The sequence below is a fragment of the Zoogloea sp. GW822-FHT05C07 genome (assembly GCF_058800215.1).
Genome location: NZ_CM179510.1, coordinates 2696114 through 2712360, shown reverse-complemented (window position 1 = coordinate 2712360; position 16247 = coordinate 2696114). Strand labels below are relative to the sequence as shown.

Annotated in this window: 12 protein-coding genes; 6 read left to right on the top strand and 6 right to left on the bottom strand. The window is 67.7% G+C overall.

The features are described from left to right. Window positions 1–8: 8 nt before the first annotated feature. Window positions 9–2624, bottom strand: coding sequence for a type VI secretion system Vgr family protein (locus AC3QL2_RS12770; RefSeq protein ID WP_493230745.1), 2616 nt, complete (start codon window positions 2622–2624; stop codon window positions 9–11). Between the two features lie 267 nt (window positions 2625–2891). Here AC3QL2_RS12770 and AC3QL2_RS12765 point away from each other — a divergent pair, with 267 nt between their 5' ends. After that, the gene (locus tag AC3QL2_RS12765) at window positions 2892–3890 is read left to right on the top strand and encodes a LysR substrate-binding domain-containing protein (RefSeq protein WP_493230744.1); all 999 of its coding nucleotides are present in this window, start codon (window positions 2892–2894) and stop codon (window positions 3888–3890) included. Between the two features lie 453 nt (window positions 3891–4343). Here the strand turns inward: AC3QL2_RS12765 and AC3QL2_RS12760 are convergent, their stop codons facing one another. Further along, on the bottom strand, window positions 4344–6302 hold the full coding sequence (locus AC3QL2_RS12760) for a sigma-54-dependent Fis family transcriptional regulator (protein ID WP_493230742.1): 1959 nt from the start codon (window positions 6300–6302) through the stop codon (window positions 4344–4346). Window positions 6303–6731: 429 nt separating this feature from the next. Between AC3QL2_RS12760 and AC3QL2_RS12755 the strand changes: the two genes are divergently transcribed. From AC3QL2_RS12755 to aldA, 5 genes are all read left to right on the top strand, one after another. Then, window positions 6732–7349, top strand: a complete 618-nt coding sequence (locus AC3QL2_RS12755) for a QcrA and Rieske domain-containing protein (protein ID WP_493230741.1) — start codon at window positions 6732–6734, stop codon at window positions 7347–7349. Window positions 7350–7405: 56 nt separating this feature from the next. Beyond that, entirely contained in the window at window positions 7406–9124 is a 1719-nt protein-coding gene (locus AC3QL2_RS12750; RefSeq protein ID WP_493230739.1) for a methanol/ethanol family PQQ-dependent dehydrogenase, read from the top strand. 108 nt (window positions 9125–9232) lie between these two features. Next, on the top strand, window positions 9233–10099 hold the full coding sequence (locus tag AC3QL2_RS12745) for a transporter (RefSeq protein ID WP_493230738.1): 867 nt from the start codon (window positions 9233–9235) through the stop codon (window positions 10097–10099). A gap of 31 nt (window positions 10100–10130) precedes the next feature. Then, window positions 10131–10601 (top strand): DUF1097 domain-containing protein, encoded by a 471-nt coding sequence (locus tag AC3QL2_RS12740; protein WP_493230736.1) that lies wholly within the window; start codon window positions 10131–10133, stop codon window positions 10599–10601. A gap of 48 nt (window positions 10602–10649) precedes the next feature. Further along, the gene (gene aldA / locus AC3QL2_RS12735; RefSeq protein WP_493230734.1) at window positions 10650–12086 is read left to right on the top strand and encodes an aldehyde dehydrogenase; all 1437 of its coding nucleotides are present in this window, start codon (window positions 10650–10652) and stop codon (window positions 12084–12086) included. Window positions 12087–12280: 194 nt separating this feature from the next. On the opposite strand, the gene AC3QL2_RS12730 is transcribed toward aldA, so the two are convergent. From AC3QL2_RS12730 to AC3QL2_RS12715, 4 genes are all read right to left on the bottom strand, one after another. Further along, the gene (locus tag AC3QL2_RS12730) at window positions 12281–12538 is read right to left on the bottom strand and encodes a MoaD/ThiS family protein (RefSeq protein ID WP_079437100.1); all 258 of its coding nucleotides are present in this window, start codon (window positions 12536–12538) and stop codon (window positions 12281–12283) included. Further along, on the bottom strand, window positions 12535–13713 hold the full coding sequence (locus AC3QL2_RS12725; protein ID WP_493230733.1) for a WD40/YVTN/BNR-like repeat-containing protein: 1179 nt from the start codon (window positions 13711–13713) through the stop codon (window positions 12535–12537). Before AC3QL2_RS12725 ends, AC3QL2_RS12730 begins: the two co-directional genes overlap by 4 nt. Window positions 13714–13847: 134 nt before the next feature. Then, window positions 13848–15056 carry a S53 family peptidase gene (locus tag AC3QL2_RS12720; RefSeq protein WP_493230732.1) on the bottom strand — a complete coding sequence of 403 codons (1209 nt, stop codon included), beginning with the start codon at window positions 15054–15056 and terminating at the stop codon, window positions 13848–13850. Window positions 15057–15180: 124 nt separating this feature from the next. Then, a complete protein-coding gene (locus AC3QL2_RS12715; RefSeq protein ID WP_493230731.1) occupies window positions 15181–16212 on the bottom strand; it encodes an adenosine deaminase in 1032 nt (343 codons plus the stop codon). Window positions 16213–16247 lie beyond the last annotated feature (35 nt).

Genomic DNA, 16247 nt, shown 5'->3' with positions numbered 1-16247 from the left:
GGATCGGGTCAGGGTTTGGGGGTGATCGACAGGGGTTTCATGTCGGTATCGCTGACGATGCTGCGGGACGCTCCATCGGCGCTGCTGTTGCCGTCGTCGCGCAGCGCACCCTCCGCATCGTGGACGGTGTAGGCGATGCCTTCGCGGGCCTGGCCGGCGCGGCCGGCGAAAGCGACCCGCTCGTTGGTGCGCATGCTCGACGTGGGCATGCCGGGCAGGTCGATGCCACCGCCCCCGCCGCCGCCGAAGTTGAAGCCGGCGGCCTTGCCCTGCACCTGGCCGGTGGCCGACAAGGTGATGCCGCTCTCGTCCAGCGCGATCTGCGCGCCGGCCGTCTTCAGCAGGATGCGCGGCGCCTCGATGAGGATGGAGTCGAGGGAATACTGGTGCAGGCGCTTGGCGGCGCCGATGTCGATGCCGTCCCGGTGGGCCATCAGCTGCAGCTGCCCGGCCGCCGCGACGAGCTTCATGCCGGCCTGGTGGGCGAAGGCGGCGATGCCCTGGGCGGCGCGCATGACGATCTTGCGGCCGGTGCTCAGGTTGACGTCCTGCATCGCGGTGAAATCCAGGTTGCTCCCCGATGAGGCCTGCACGCTGCGGGGACTCGACATAGCGATGCCGGCCGGCGCCGACACGGCAATGGCCGCCTCCGCCGGCTGCTTGTGGTCGCCCCAGCCACCGACGGCGTCGCGCAACGCGGCCTGGCCGCTGGTGTCGGTACCGCCGGCCTGGTGGGCCGTCGCCATCTCGCCGAGCTGGCGGCTCATGGCCAGCGTCACGTCGAGCTGGCCGAGGAGTTCCTGGCGGTCCAGCGTGCCGCCCTTACCTTCCGGACGCGGGTCGGCGCTGATCAGCAGGCCCTTGGCAGCCCGCAGCGCACCGAACAGATCGGAACGCAGTTCGAATCCGGCCCCCCGGTAGACCGACGCCCCATCGTGGCGCGGACCGCCGATCCAGCCCAGGTTGAGCTGGGTCTTGCCGCACTCGGACGACAGCTTGGTCTTGATCTGCCCGGTGGAATCATCGAACAGCAGCTCGCCGTAGCCGCTGCCGCGCAGCTCCCGGCTCTGGAAGCCGGACAGGGCGCGGTTGGCCGGGTAATGCCCGGCCCCGGAGAAGCGCGGCGGCGGATGGGTGCCGTTGCTGAGGCAGCCCAGCACTACTGGCCGGTCGATGTCGTTGCCGATGTAGCCGACCAGCACCTCCTGGCCGACCCGCGGCAGGTGCAGCTGCCCCCAACCCTCGCCGGCCACGGGCGTCAGCACCCGCAGCCAGCAGGTGTCGCGGCCTTCCGGATCCCACGGGAAGCGGACCTGAATGCGCCCCAGCGCATCGGTATTGACCTCCTCCCCCGGCGGGCCGACAACCACCGCCGGTTGTACGCCCGGCGCGGTGGGCTTGGCATGGCGGCTCTGCTCATAGGCGGGGCGCCAGGGCACGCCGGCGCGGACCGCAGTGAAGCGGTTACGATAGCCCGCTTCGCCCTTCGCCCCGTCAGCGCTGCCGTCCGCGAGGCCGGAGATGCGATGGAGCAGGTCCGGCGCCAGGTTGTTGCGGGCGTCGTGCTCGACGGCCACATAGAGGAAGCCCTTGTCGTCGGCCGCGGCGTAATGGCCGTCCAGATGGAAGCTGCTGCCGGCCACCGCGCTACGGATACTTCCGCCGCCCTCCCAGCACAGCGCGCGGGATTCGAAAGCCTCCATACGCAGGCGGGCATAGCGGTACAGGTCGTCGCTACCCGATCCGTAGTACTGGGGCTGGGGCCCATAGTCCGGCAGCCCGCGGGCCAGATCGGCACCTGGGCCGTCGTCGAGGAGGGTCGGCAGATCCGCGGTCAGGCTCACCACCCCCTTGTATTCCCAGCTCTGCAGCGCCACGCCGCCCGGCACCAGGCGACGCGTCGGCTCCCAGCGGTCGATGGTGTCGAAAGCCTCGGTGGCAAGGGCCTGGCGATAAGGCTGCACGGCCTGGGCGTTACTGGGCAGCGCCCCCACATCGTCGAAGAACACCAGGCTCTGCAGGCCGACCTCGTCGCCGTCCGCCGGCAGGTGCTCGAAGTAGTAGCCGATGCCTTCCTCCGCGGCCAGGCGCTCGATGGCAGCCAGCGCGCTTTCCTGGTGGAAGACCGTGTAGCTGCGCACCGGGTAGCGGCCGATCAGCGCGAAGCGCCACTGCAGATCGGGCACCGAACGCTGCCAGCGGCGCAGCTCGGCATCGAGGATGTCCGGTACCGACAACTCCTGATAGGTACGGGCCACCCGCCCGATGCCCAGCAATGCGAAATGCGGCGCCAGCGTCAGGTCGAAACGCGCGAAGCCGCCATCCGCCCCGCGCGGCGTAGCGCGGGTAACGACGCCGTTGAACCAGCGCGCATTGCCGGTCACCCCTTTCAGCTCGACTCCGATCCGCCGCCCGAGAAAGCGCTCCGGCCCTATCCCCGCCTTGGCGCTGTAGCACTCCAGCTCATAGGCATAGCACTCGGACAGCGCCTCCCGTCCATGCAGGCGGCCCGCCAGCAGCAGGCTGCCATCCGGCTCGCCGGCGTCGATATGCAGGGCAAGCAGGCGCGACGCGTCGGTAAAGCTGCGCAGCAAGGCCGCAACAGATGCGGGCGAGAAGTCCATGGCAACACACTCGGCAGTGGCAGATGGAGGCGCATTTTAATTCCATGTGGATTTAATATGCCAAACAAATCTCCGTTCTGCATGGTGCGTCCATTCGCCCGACATCCCGCCGCCACGCACCAGCCCAGTGCCCGTGCCCCTGCCCCGCACCACAACGGCCCTCCATGACAGGGCAAACGTCACCCCGTAGCCCCGAAATGGGGGCCTTTCCCCATGGAACGTTTTTTGCACCGCAACACGCAATCAACCATTCATCGGAGAGCCGACATGGCCGCGAACTGCACCTGGGATTCCATGGATGTCCATCTGCTGCGCGTACTGCACGCCCTGCTCACCGAGTGCAGCGTGAGCAAGGCGGCGCGGCGTCTCAACCAGTCCCAGCCGGCGGTCAGCACCGCGCTGCGGCGCCTGCGCGACATCACCGGCGACCAGTTGCTGGTGCGCTGTCGCAACGGCATGACGCCCACCGAGCGCGGTGCCGGGCTGCTTGAGCCGGTCAAGATCGCGCTGCAGCAGATCGAGGCGATTGCGGTGCGGCAGGTCAAGTTCGACGCGGCCAGCTCGCGGCGCATCTTCAACATCGCCACGCCGGACTACCTCAACGCGGTGCTGCTCGGCGAGATCGTCGCCCGCCTGCGCAAGCTGGCGCCGCACAGCCAGGTGGCCTTCCATTCCCTCGGGCCGGATTACGACTACGCCCGTGCGATGGAGAACGGCGAGCTCGACGTGGTGATCGGCAACTGGCCGCAGCCGCCGGAAAACCTGCGCATCGCGCCACTGTTCGAGGACGAGGTGGTGTGCCTGATGCGCAAGGGCCATCCGCTGGCCGGCAAGCCGCTGGGCACCGCCGAATACCTGGCCGCCGAGCACCTGGTGCCGACCCCCTATGCGGTGGGCCAGCGCGGCGTCATCGACCTGCACCTGGCCCGCGAGCGCATGAAGCGCAACGTGGTGGCCTACGTGCCCTACTTCGGGCTGGTGCCCTACCTGCTGCTGGAAACCGACATGCTGTTCTCCAGCCCGCGGATCTTCGCCGAGCACTGTGCCAAGATGATGCCGCTGGCCGTCGCCGAACCGCCGATCGAATTCCCGAAGATGAGCTTCTACCTGCTGTGGCACGACCGCAGCCACTACGAGGAGGAATGCCGCTGGTTCCGCGAGCAGATCATCTCGGTGGTGCGCAACTCGCCGGCCCTGCAGAAGCCGGCCGCCGGCGCCGCACCGAAGGGCCGCGCCGCGGACAGCGGCGCCTACGCCACGGTTTGATGCGGAACCGCCACCCGCCCCGACCGATGCCGGGGGCAGGCTGGCGGGCGAATTTTCATGCGGAAGAATGATTTTTTCCCGCCGAAAAATCATTTTTTGGCGGGAAAATTCCGTTTTTTCATATGACATAAAAATCCGGTCATATGAAAAATTCCTCGATATGCGTGTCGGAACGATTTTGTCCCGTGACAGATTCGTTCCAGCACACCACCGGACGATCGCGACACGTGGCGGAATTCTTGCGCCACATGACAAAACGTACGGGCGGAGTGACGCAGGGATTTTTTCCGCCGAAACATCGGTTTTTTCGGCGGAAAAAATCTTCCTGCGGCCCGACCGAACGAACCCTTCATCCACGACATGCCACGAGTGGCGCACAGCGACGGCTGATTCCGTGACGGGCGCGCGGCGTTCGGCGCCTGCACGCCGGCTCCCGCAGCGGCGCGAAAAACCTCAGTGCGTCAGCCGGCCGTGGGCCTCCAGCGCATCGACGGCATTGGGGGCGACGATGCCCTGGCGCTGCATGCGCCGGTAAAGCGTCGAGCGCGACACGCCGATGGCGGCGGCCGCGGCCGAGATGTTCCAGTGGCAGCGGCGCAGTTCGTCGAGCAGGACTTCCCGCTCGCTGCCGGCCGGGCGCCCCACCTCCGGTGCAGCCGCAAATACGGCAGCTGGCGGCGCAGCGACAAGCAGCACCGGTGCTTGCAAGCCATCGGGAAAATGGGCTGCCGCCAGCACGCCGTCGTCGCACACCGCCACCGCAAAGCGCAGCGCGTTGCGCAGCTCGCGGATGTTGCCCGGCCACGGGTAGGCGGCCAGTTGTTCGAGCACCACGTCGGGCAGGCTCAACTGCCGCCCGGCGGTGGTCAGCTCCTGGGCCAGCACCTGGCGGATCACCACCCGCCGGTCGGAGCGCTCGCGCAGCGCCGGCAGGCGGAACACCGCCGCATTCAGGCGGTAATACAGGTCTTCGCGGAACTGGCCGGCGCGCACCATCGCCGCCAGGTCCCGGTGGGTTGCGCAGACCACGTTGAGGTCCACCGCCTCCGGTTCCGACGCGCCCAGCGCCACCACCTCGCCCTCGGCCAGCACGCGCAACAGGCGCGTCTGCAGGGCCAGCGGCATGTCGCCGATCTCGTCGAGGAACAGGGTGCCGCCGCTGGACTGCTGGACCTTGCCCTTCGAGCCCTTGGCCTTGGCGCCGGTGAAGGCGCCCTCCTTGTAACCGAACAGCTCGCTCTCGATCAGGCTCTCCGGGATCGCCGCGCAGTTGAGGGCCACGAAAGGCTTGTCGCGGCGCAGGCTGTGGCCGTGGATCGCGCGGGCGAAGGCTTCCTTGCCGGAGCCGGTCTCGCCGAGCAGCAGGATGGTCAGCTTGCGGTCCACCACCCGCTTGACCCGCTCGATGCTCTCCAGCACCCGTGGGTCTTCGGCGGCCAGCGCATCGAAGCCGCGTTTGACGGACAGCGTGGCGGGCACCGCCGCTTCGCGCACCGGCGCGCGCAGCTGGGCTTCGAAGCGCACCCCGTTGGCCAGGCAGCGCAGCGGAATCGGCGCGCCGGGGCGCTCGTGGGCGCGCTTCACCAGCTCGTCGGCGGACAGGTCGAAGACGTCCTCGATGCGCCGCGACGGCAGCTCCGCGCCGGGGAACAGCCCGGCCCGCAGGCGCCGGCTGGCGGCGAGGATGCGCCCACCATCGTCGAAGGCCAGGCAGTGCGCCTCGCCGAGGCTCCAGCAATCTCCCGGCCCGCTGATCGACAGGATCCACGCCGTCTTGTAGCTCTCTACAAATAGCGCGTTCTCGATGGCCAGCGCGTTCTGCTGGACCAGCCGGAACACCACCGACTGGCTGCTGCGGTTCTCCGGCGCCGCGAAGGCCGACGCGTTCAGCACGCCGACCAGCTCGTCGCGGGGGCCGAACACCGGCGCCGCGCTGCAGGTGATGCCGTGGTTGTGGTTGCGGAAATGCTCCTCCCGATGCACCAGGATCGGCGCCCGGTCCACGATGGCGGTGCCGACACCGCAGGTGCCTTCGTCGGATTCCGACCAGCAGGCTCCGGTAATGAAGCCGCGGCGCCGGAACTCCGCATCCAGGCTGGGCGTGCCGCGGAAATCCACGCTGGTGCCGTCGCCGGTGGTGAGCAGCACGCAATAGCCGGAATCGCGCACTTGTTCATGCAGGCGCGCCACGCCCAGCTGGGCGATGCGCAGGAAGGTCGCGGTGCGGTCGCGCAGGTCGCGGAACTCGGCGGCCGACAACACCCGCGGGCTGGAACGCGTCGAGGGGTCGATGCGGTAGGTTTCCTCCGAGCGCCGCCACGATTCGCGCAAGCGCGCCTCGGTGGCCGCCAGGCTCAGTATTCCGCCGGGCAAGAGCCCCCCGGCCAAGGCATCGGTGTGCCTGCCCTGCATATCCATCTCCTCGTCTCCACCGCTTATATGGCGTGCGCCGCGCTGGCGGATTCCGCCGCTGCGGCTGCTATTTGTGGCTGGATGATAGCGCATGAAAATTGCCACCGCGAATAAAAAGCGGCGAATAAGGAAATACCCCGATGAATACCGCAGCGCAGCAGAAAAGCAGGCTGTAGCGAATTACGGTTTTGCGACACGACACCTGATGCACGCCCCGCTACACCTGTAGTGCACGGGCGGACGGCAGGCGGCCGTCAATTCAATCCATTTTGAATTTAAAACAAATCCTTCGCCATCAATAAAAACAAGAAGCGATTGATTCATAACAACAAAACAAACAAAAAACCTCCTTCCTGCGTTCCATTTCAATTCCGTGGCACAGGCTTTGCCTAATAGACCCGGCCACAAACCAGAACGCAGGACAGGAATATGAACAGGACGCCCTCCACACCGTTTGTCGAGACCACGCCGGAGAACGTGGCCAATCCCAATAGACGGGAAACGCTGAAAGCCACCTCGGCGCTGCTCCTCTGCGCCGGGCTGGGAATTGGCCGCAATGCCCTTGCCGACGACGATGCCAATTCCAAGCCGAAAGTCGGCGACCAATTGGCGCGCACCGATAGCGAAGGCAAGGCCCAGCCCCTGCGCGGCAGCGAGATCCAGCCGGATGCCAAGCCGGTGGCCGCCTTCCCCTTCGAGCCGGCCACCGGCGAGGTGCGCGACGGCTCCCGCCTCAACAAGGTGATCCTGGTCCGCGTCGATCCGCAGGAGCTCACCGACGAGACCCGCGCCTATGCCGCCGGCGGCGTGCTGGCCTATTCGGCGGTGTGCACGCACCAGGGCTGCGAGGTTTCCGAATGGGTCGCCAAAGACAAGACCCTGATGTGCTACTGCCACTTCTCCAAGTTCTCCCCCAGCCAGGGCGGCCAGGTCGTCGCCGGCCCGGCCCCGCGCACCCTGCCGCTGCTGCCGCTGAAGGAGGAGAACGGCGTGCTGGTGGTGGCCGGCCCCTTCACCTCCCACCCCGGCGTCGCCAAGTCCGCCTGATTTTTCCCCGCCTCACCCGCTCGCCCACACCAAAGCAATAAAGGAGACATCTGCAAATGAAAACCCGACTCAAGGCCCTGTGTGCCAGCCTGGCCCTCGTCCCCATGTTCGCCGGCGCCAGCCTGGCCCCCTACAGCCCCGTCACCGACGCCCGCCTGACCAAGCCCGAGGCCGGCAACTGGCTGATGTACCGCGGCAACTACGAGGGCTGGGGCTACAGCCCGCTCAAGCAGATCACCAACCAGAACGTCGGCAAGCTGGTGCCGGCCTGGTCCTACACCACCGGCATGACCGAGGGCCACCAGGCGCCGCCCATCGTCAATAACGGCTACATGTACGTGTCCACCCCCAACAACCAGGTGATCGCGCTGGAAGCCGCCACCGGCAAGGAGCTGTGGCGCTACAAGAAGACCATCCCCGACGAGCTGATGCAGCTCCACCCCACCAACCGCGGCGTGGCGCTGTACGGCGACAAGCTCTACCTCGCCACCACCGACGCCTTCCTGGTGGCCCTCGACGCGGCCACCGGCAAGGAGCTGTGGAAGGTGCCCGTGGCCGACTGGAAGAAGGGCTATTACATGACCCTCGCCCCGCTGGCCGCCAAGGGCAAGATCATGGTCGGCTCGTCCGGCGGCGAGCTGGGCATCCGCGGCTTCATCGCCGCCTTCGACGCCGACTCCGGCAAGGAAGCCTGGCGCACCTACACCATCGCCGGCCCCGGCGAAGCGGGCAGCGAAACCTGGCCCGGCGAGACCTACAAGACCGGCGGCGGCTCGGTATGGATCACCGGCACCTACGACTCCCAGACCAACATCGCCTACTGGGGCGTCGGCAACGCCGGCCCGTGGATGCCCGACACCCGCCCCGGCGACAACCTCTACGCCAACTCCACCATCGCCCTCGACGTGGACACCGGCAAGATCAAGGGCCACCACCAGTACCACTGGAACGACGCCTGGGACTGGGACGAAGTCTCCGCGCCGCTGCTGATCGACCTGGAACACAAGGGCAAGAAGTTCAAGTCCCTGGTGCACGCCGGCCGCAACGGCTACCTGTGGCTGCTGGAGCGCACCCAGGACAAGGTCAATTACGTGGATGCCTGGCCCTACGTGACGCAGAACGTGTTCACCAGCCTCGACCCCAAGACCGGCCGGCCGACCTATGACGCCAAGCGCATTCCGGGCACCGGCAAGAAGACCGACTTCTGCCCGTCCCTGTGGGGCGGCAAGGACTGGCCGCCGGAAGCCTACAACCCGCAGACCGGCCTGCTCTACATCCCGGCCAACAACAACCTGTGTTCCGAGCTGACCGGCGAACCGGTCAAGTACAAGGCCGGCAGCCTGTACATCGGTGTGTCCCTCGACAACATCCTGACCAACGTGCGGATGACCGAGAAATCCCGCCAGCACATCGGTGAAGTGCAGGCCTGGGACCTGAAGACCGGCAAGAAGGTGTGGACCCACACCTACCCCGAGATGAACTGGGGCCCGCTGATGACCACCGCCGGCAACCTGGTGTTCGGCGGCGGCACCAACGACCGCATGTTCCGCGCCCTCGACGCCAAGAGCGGCAAGGTGCTGTGGGAGACCCCGACCCCGTCCGGCGTCACCGGCGTGCCCTCGTCCTTCGAGGTGGACGGCGAGCAGTACGTGGCCGTGCAGTCCGGCTGGGGCGTCGATGCCCAGCGCATGCAGGGCGCCTTCGACGCGGTGCTCGACCACAAGACCGTCGTACCCCAGGGCGGCACGATCCTGGTCTACAAGCTGCAAAAGTAAGCCCACCCCGCTCCACCCCGGTTCAGCCCACCCGCGTGATCCGCCCCGCGCCGCCCTCCGGCGGCGCGGCGGGAGGACTCACGCCCAAAAACGACAAAGGAGACATTCATGCAGACCCTTCACACCCCCTTCCGCCGTCTGTTGTCCGCCGCCGCGCTGGCCGGCCTGGGCGCCGCCTGCGCCCCCGCCGCCTTCGCCCAGACCACCTTCGACGTCATCGGCCCCCACGAATACGAGCTGCCGGTGGACTTCAAGCCCTTCAACGTCTTCGTGCAGTACGGCTACGTGCAGAACAACAAGGACACCTTCAACGCCAACGGCGACAAGGTGAAGGGCGACGGCAGCCAGACCATCGTCGGCATGTCCAAGTACGTGCGCTTCTGGACGCCGGAAGGCAACCCGAAGATCGGCCTCGCCTACGAGGTGATCGTGCCGGAGATCGGCGTGCGCAACCAGCACGCCGCCAATGCCGCCGACCGCCACATCAGCGGCATCGGCGATCCGCTGACCGGCTTCGCCGTGTGGATGAAGCCGAGCCCCGACTCCACCTTCGGCTTCCAGTCCTTCCTGCAGGTTCCGGTCGGCGACGACCGGGTCAGCGACACCAACTGGAAGAACCTGTCGAGCTTCCTGTGGGACGTGCGCCTCACCGACAAGCTCGGATGGACCGCCGACGCCGGCATGGTCTTCCAGAGCGAGAAAAAGGACGGCAGCCGCCCCGGCAACACCTTCCACACCAACCACCGCCTCGGCTACCGCGTCACCGGCCTGCTCGAGCCCTTCATCGCCCTCGACTACGAGAGCACCAGCAGCCGCAACAACCAGCCCAGCGCCCGCGTGCTGGACGGCGGCGTCGGCGTGATGTTCCACACCTTCGACAACCAGTCCATCAGCCTGCGCTACTCGTCCAGCATCGACGGCAAGAACCACGCCGCCAACAACAGCATGAACATCAAGTACGCCTACGTGTGGTGATCCCCCAAAACCAGCGCCAAGGAGTGTTCCCATGAAGATCCTGCATGCCCTCGCCTTCAGCATCGCTCTGCTCGTCGCCGCCTGGGTTTATCTTAGCGTCGGCAACCCGAACCTGGGCTTCAACCCGTGGATCGGCTTCGTCGCCTGGGCCGCCTTCTTCGCCGCCGGCGGCGGCGGTAGCGGGCTCAGCAAGGCCCTCGGCGCCGGCCTGGCCGGCATCCTGCTCACCGCCGTGACCCTCGCCGGGGTGCAGGCGATGGGCGGCGGCCTCGGCCCCCTGATCGGACTGGTCGCCGTGCTGGCCTTCGTGCTGGTGGCGATGGCCGACATCGGCGCGCTGTCCTACACGCCGGCGGCCTTCCTCGGCGCGGCGTCCTTCTTCGGCTCCGGCGGAAAGATCGACCTCAGCATCGCCCTCGTCGCCCTCACCTGGGTGGCCGGCCTCGCCTTCGGCTACGTGTCGGAGAGCGTCGGCAAGAAACTCGCCCGCCCCGCGACTTGAACCTCCCCCCACAACACCCCAACCCCACACGACTCAAGGAGACCTACCGTGACGACCCTCTACGAGAACTACATCGACGGCCGCTTCGTGCCCGCCGACGCCTCTACCGCCATCGACGTGCATAACCCGGCCAACCACGCGCTGCTGGCGCGCATCCCCACCGCCAGCAGCGACGAGGTGAATGCCGCGGTGGACGCCGCCCGCCGCGCCCAGCCGGGCTGGGAACGCCTGCCGGCGATCCAGCGCGCCGCCCACCTGAAGGCCATTGCCGCCAAGGTTCGGCAGAACAAGGAACGCCTCGCCGAGATCATCACCCGCGAGCAGGGCAAGGTCCTCGGGCTGGCCCGCGTCGAGGTGGATTTCACCGCCGACTACATGGACTACATGGCCGAATGGGCGCGCCGCATCGAGGGCGAGATCCTGCAGAGCGACCGGCCGGGCGAGACGATCTTCGTGCATCGCAAGCCGATCGGCGTGACCGTCGGCATCCTGCCGTGGAACTTCCCGTTCTTCCTGATCGCCCGCAAGATGGCACCGGCCCTGGTCACCGGCAACACCATCGTCGTCAAGCCGAGTGAGGAGACGCCGATCAACGCCTTCGAGTTCGCCCGCCTGGTGGCCGAGGCCGGCCTGCCGGCGGGGGTCTTCAACCTGGTCGGCGGGCGCGGCGCCGACGTGGGCGCCAGCCTGTGCACCCACCCGGACGTGGGCCTGATCAGCTTCACCGGCAGCGTCGCCACCGGCTCGACGATCATGCAGGCGGCCGGCCGCAACCTGACCCGCGTGAACCTGGAACTGGGCGGCAAGGCGCCGGCCATCGTGCTGGCCAGCGCCGACCTGGACCTGGCCGCCAAGGCGGTGGTGGATTCCCGCGTGATCAACACCGGGCAGGTGTGCAACTGCGCCGAACGGGTCTACGTGGAAAAGTCGGTGGCCGATGAATTCAGCGCCAAGGTGCGCACGCTGATGGCCGCCACGCGCTACGGCGATCCGCTGGCCGAGCCGGATGTGCACATGGGCCCGCTGGTGAACCAGATCGGCCTCGACAAGGTAGCGGCGATGGTGAACCGGGCCCGCGAACAGGGCGCCGAGGTGATCCTCGGCGGCCGCGTGGCGGACCGCCCGGCGGGCTACCACTACGAGCCGACGGTAATCACCGGTTGCAGCGCCGACATGGAGATCATGCGCAAGGAGATCTTCGGCCCGGTGCTGCCGATCCAGGCGGTGGACGGCCTCGACGAGGCCATCGCGCTGGCCAACGACTCCGAGTACGGCCTCACCTCGTCGATCTTCACCAAGGACCTCAACGCGGCGATGCAGGCCTGCCGCGAGCTGCGCTTCGGCGAGACCTATGTGAACCGGGAACACTTCGAGGCCATGCAGGGCTTCCACGCCGGCCGCCGCAAGTCCGGCATCGGCGGTGCCGACGGCAAGCACGGCCTCTACGAGTACACCGAGACCCACGTGGTGTACATGCAGAACTGAGCCGGTAACCCCACCCTTTCAGCGGCGCAGACCTTCGCCGGCCTGCGTCGCTGATCAAAAGTTTTCTCCTCGTTGTTCTCCGCGTTGTTGTTACGGCGGCCGCCGACCCCTCGGTCGTGCCGCCGGGACGGCGGGCGAATCCTCCCTCTCGCCCGTCGTCCCTCCTTTTTTTGCCCCGCCTCAGTTGCCCTGCCTCAGCCGCCGCTGAGGGCCTGCACGATGACCAGCTCCTGCACACCGTCGAGCCGCCGGGCCAGGTCGAAGACCTGCTCCCCATCGACGAAGAAGCGGATGTGCGGACGGATGCGGTTCTGCTCGTCGATCATGCGGAAGCGGATGCCCGGATAGCTGCGGTCCAGCGCGGCCAGCACCGCCGCCAGCGTATCCCCACCCGCCTCGGCGTAAGCCTGCTCGGTGTAGGAGCGCAGCGCGCTGGGGATCAGCACCTTCACGACGCGCCCTCCACCCCCATGGCCACCTCCACCGCGTAGATCTCCGGCAGGTGCTCAGCAATGCGCGTCCATTGGCGGCCCTCGTCGCCGCTCATCCACAGCTCGCCGCTGGTGGTGCCGAAATACAGCCCGACCGGGTCCGCGCTGTCGGCCGTCATGGCCTGGCGCTTGACAGTCCACCACGCCTGCTCGCCCGGCAGGCCGGCGTCGAGGCGCTGCCAGCTGTCGCCGCCGTCGCGGGTGCCATACACGGCCGGTTTGCCGTCGGGGCTGGTGCGCGGCCACACGCTGGTGCCGTCCATCGGAAAGACCCACACCGCATTCGCGTCGCGGGGATGGACGACCATCGGGAAGCCGATGTCGCCGACCTCCGCCGGCATTGCGCGGCCGATGCGCTGCCAGGTGTCGGACGGGCGGTCGAGGCGGTAGATGCCGCAGTGGTTCTGCTGGTAGAGCCGGTCCGGATTGGTCGGACACAGGCGCACGCAGTGGGGATCATGGAAAGTGGGGTCGCTGCCGTCGAAGCCCTCGACGACCTCGATGCCGCTGAGCAGCGGCGCGAAGCTGCGGCCGCCGTCCCCCGATTCATGCACGCCGCCGCCGGACATCGCGAAGTACAGGTGCTCGGCGTCGCGCGGGTCGACGATGATGGAGTGCAGCTTGGGGCCGTCCGGCGTGCCGTCCTGCACGGTGCCCATCCACTGGCGGTACTGCGGGTCGTCGTTGATCGGGGAGAACGGCGCCCAGCTGACGCCGCCGTCCTCCGAACGGAACAGACCCTGTGGCGAGGTGCCGGCGTACCACACGCCGGGCTGGTCGGCGTGGCCGGGGGTCAGCCAGAAGGTGTGGTCCACCGAACGCCCTGCCTGGCCTTCGGGAGCCGGCGCGAAGGCCGGCGGACGGGCCGCTTCCTGCCAGCTGCGCCCCAGGTCGGTGGAACGGAACACCGTCGGCCCGAGGTGGCCGGTCTTGGCGGCCGCCAGCAGGGTGCGCCCGTCCCGCGGGTCGAGCACCAGGTGGTTGATGATGTGGCCCAGGAAGTGGGGGCCCTCCACCCGCCAGTGCTGGCGGGTCGCGTCGCCGTGGTACAGCCAGGCGCCCTTGCGCGTGGCCACCAGCAACAAGACGGGGCTGGGACCGCGCTGCGCGGCCCCCTTATCGATCTCGCTTGCCATCGCTCGCTCCTCCAAAAGACCGCCGGCGTGGCGGGAGGGCGGCTGCGGCACGCGTCCGCTGCGCGTGTCAGGGCCGCCGACGAACCCGTGGGTGACGGGAATGCCTGCTTTCGATCATGCCGGCGACGCCAAGTTCAGGGTAGCGCCACCAGCGCGGGCACCAGCAGGGCCGCCTTCGGGCTGCCCAGGCCGGTCACGTAGTCGTAGCCGCCACTGGCCGAACACAGGGTGCCACAGCTACCGTTGCTGCCGGTGGTGATGTCGTTGAAATCACCATAGGCGCTTTTGGCGACGGCGTAGAGATTGTTGTACGGCGCCGCCAGGCGGGCACGCCCGAGGGCCACACGCTGGGAATTGACGATGGCCAGCAGGGCCGCCCACTGGGGCGCACCGGCGCTGGTGCCGCCCACCTGGAACCAGCCGGACTGGTTCGCGTAGGTGACGCTGCTGTACACCGGGAAGCCCGTTGCAGGATTAGCGTCATAGGCCACATCGGGGCTGCCACGCTTGCCAGCGTAGGGCGTCGGCAGGTTGGTCTGGCCCGACGGTTCCGGTTCGTAGGCGCTCAAACCACCGCCGCTGCCGGACCAGGCGCTCTCGCCAACGTAATTGCCGGCCGAATCGACGCTGAGGGTGCTGCCGCCAACGCTCAGCACGTACTGGGAGGCCGACGGATATTCGACGCCGGCACCGCTGTCGCCGGACGAGGCAGTAAAAGCGACGCCCGACACCTTGAAGTGACTGTCGTAGTAGGTTTCGCTGCTGAACTCGCTGCCGCCGAAGCTCATGGACACTGCGGTAGCGCCCTTCTTCACGGCGACGTCGACCGCAGTCAGAAGGTCGGAAAAGCTGCTCGAACGGGCCTCGACCAGCATGATCTTGGCGTTCGGCGCGATCGCATGGGCCCATTGCACGTCCAGCGCCATCTCCAGCGACCAGCCGGCGTCGCTCTTGGGTTTGCTCCCAGCTGCATAGATCTTGGTGAAACAGCCGTTGGCGGTCGTACAGGCCGGCAGGCCGAAGGTGGCGTTGAAGACCCCGAGGTCGGACTCGATGGACGGATCGTCGTAGGCATCGATGATCGCGATGATCTGGCCCTCGCCGCCGTTGGCGATCTGGTCGAAGCCGTAGGAGCGGCGTACCTGCACCGGTGTCAGCCCGCTCGGTACGGTGTTTGTGACCGACGGATGGATGTGAAAAGGCGGGCGGGCATAACCTTGCGGCGCGCGTACGCCCTCTTGCGCATGGATCACGTCATCGGCCAGTGCGGGGGCGGCCAGCAGGGCGGCCTGCACTCCGAGGCCCAGCACCCAGGCGGCCCGCTTGCAATGCTTGTTCTTCATTTTCCACTCCGTTCGTCGCAGGGTAGAAGTTGGACGGCCTTCCTTCCCAAACCTCTATCGAACAGCAGAAAGCTGTCGACAGCTTGACGCCACCGGCAGCGTGTCGCGGTGAGTCCGGCCAACTTCAGTGCAACGCGCCCGCCGCGGCGAAGTAGGCGTCCAGTCGCGCGATCCAGCCGGCCTTTTCGTCGTCGCTGGCGAACCCCGCCTCGAAGCTGTTGCGCGCCAGCCGGTACCAGGTGGCGGCATCGAAGTGGAAGGCTTCATGCACCGCGCGGATGTTGGCGTTGAGGTAGCCGCCGAAATAGGCCGGGTCGTCGCTGTTGAGCATCGCCTTGGCGCCAGCGGCGAGCAGGCGCGGCAGGCTGTGCTCGCGCATGTCCTTGAACACGCACAGGCGCGTGTTGGACAACGGGCAGACGGTCAGCGGAATACCTTCCTTCGCCAGGCGGGCCAGCACCGCGGGGTCGTCCACCGCCCGCACGCCGTGGTCGATGCGCGCTGCGCCGAGCAGATCGAGGGCTTCGGTGATGTATTCCGGCGGGCCTTCCTCGCCGGCATGGGCCACCACCGGCTTGCCGAGTTCGCGGCAGCGGGCGAACAGACGCACGAACTTGGACGGCGGATGGCCGCGTTCGGACGAATCCAGCCCGAAGCCGTGGATGCGTGCCAGGTAGGGTTCGGCCTCAGCCAGGGTGGCCAGGCATTCGTCCTCGCTGAGGTGGCGCAGGAAGCACAGGATCAGCCGCCCCGAGATGCCCCAGCGCCGCGCCCCTTCGGCCAGCCCGTCGTCGAGGCCGTCGAGCACGGTGGCGAAGGGGATGCCGCGGGCGGTGTGGGTCTGCGGGTCGAAGAAGATTTCAGCGTGTATCACCCCGTCGGCGGCGGCCCGCTCCAGGTAGGCCAGCATCAGGTCGCGGAAATCCTCGCGGGTGCGCAACACATCGGCGCAGGCGTAGTACAGGTCGAGAAAGCTCTGCAGGCTGTCGAAGGCGTAGGCCGCCTTCAGCGCCGCTTCGTCGGCATAGGGCAGCGTGATGCCGTTGCGGCGGGCCAGCGCGAAGGCCAGCTCGGGTTCGAGGGTGCCCTCGATATGGACGTGCAGCTCGGCCTTGGGCATGCCAAGGGCCAGGGAGAGGGTGTCGCGGGCGGTCATGGGTGGGTCTCCACGGCAGGGACTATTCAATTTCG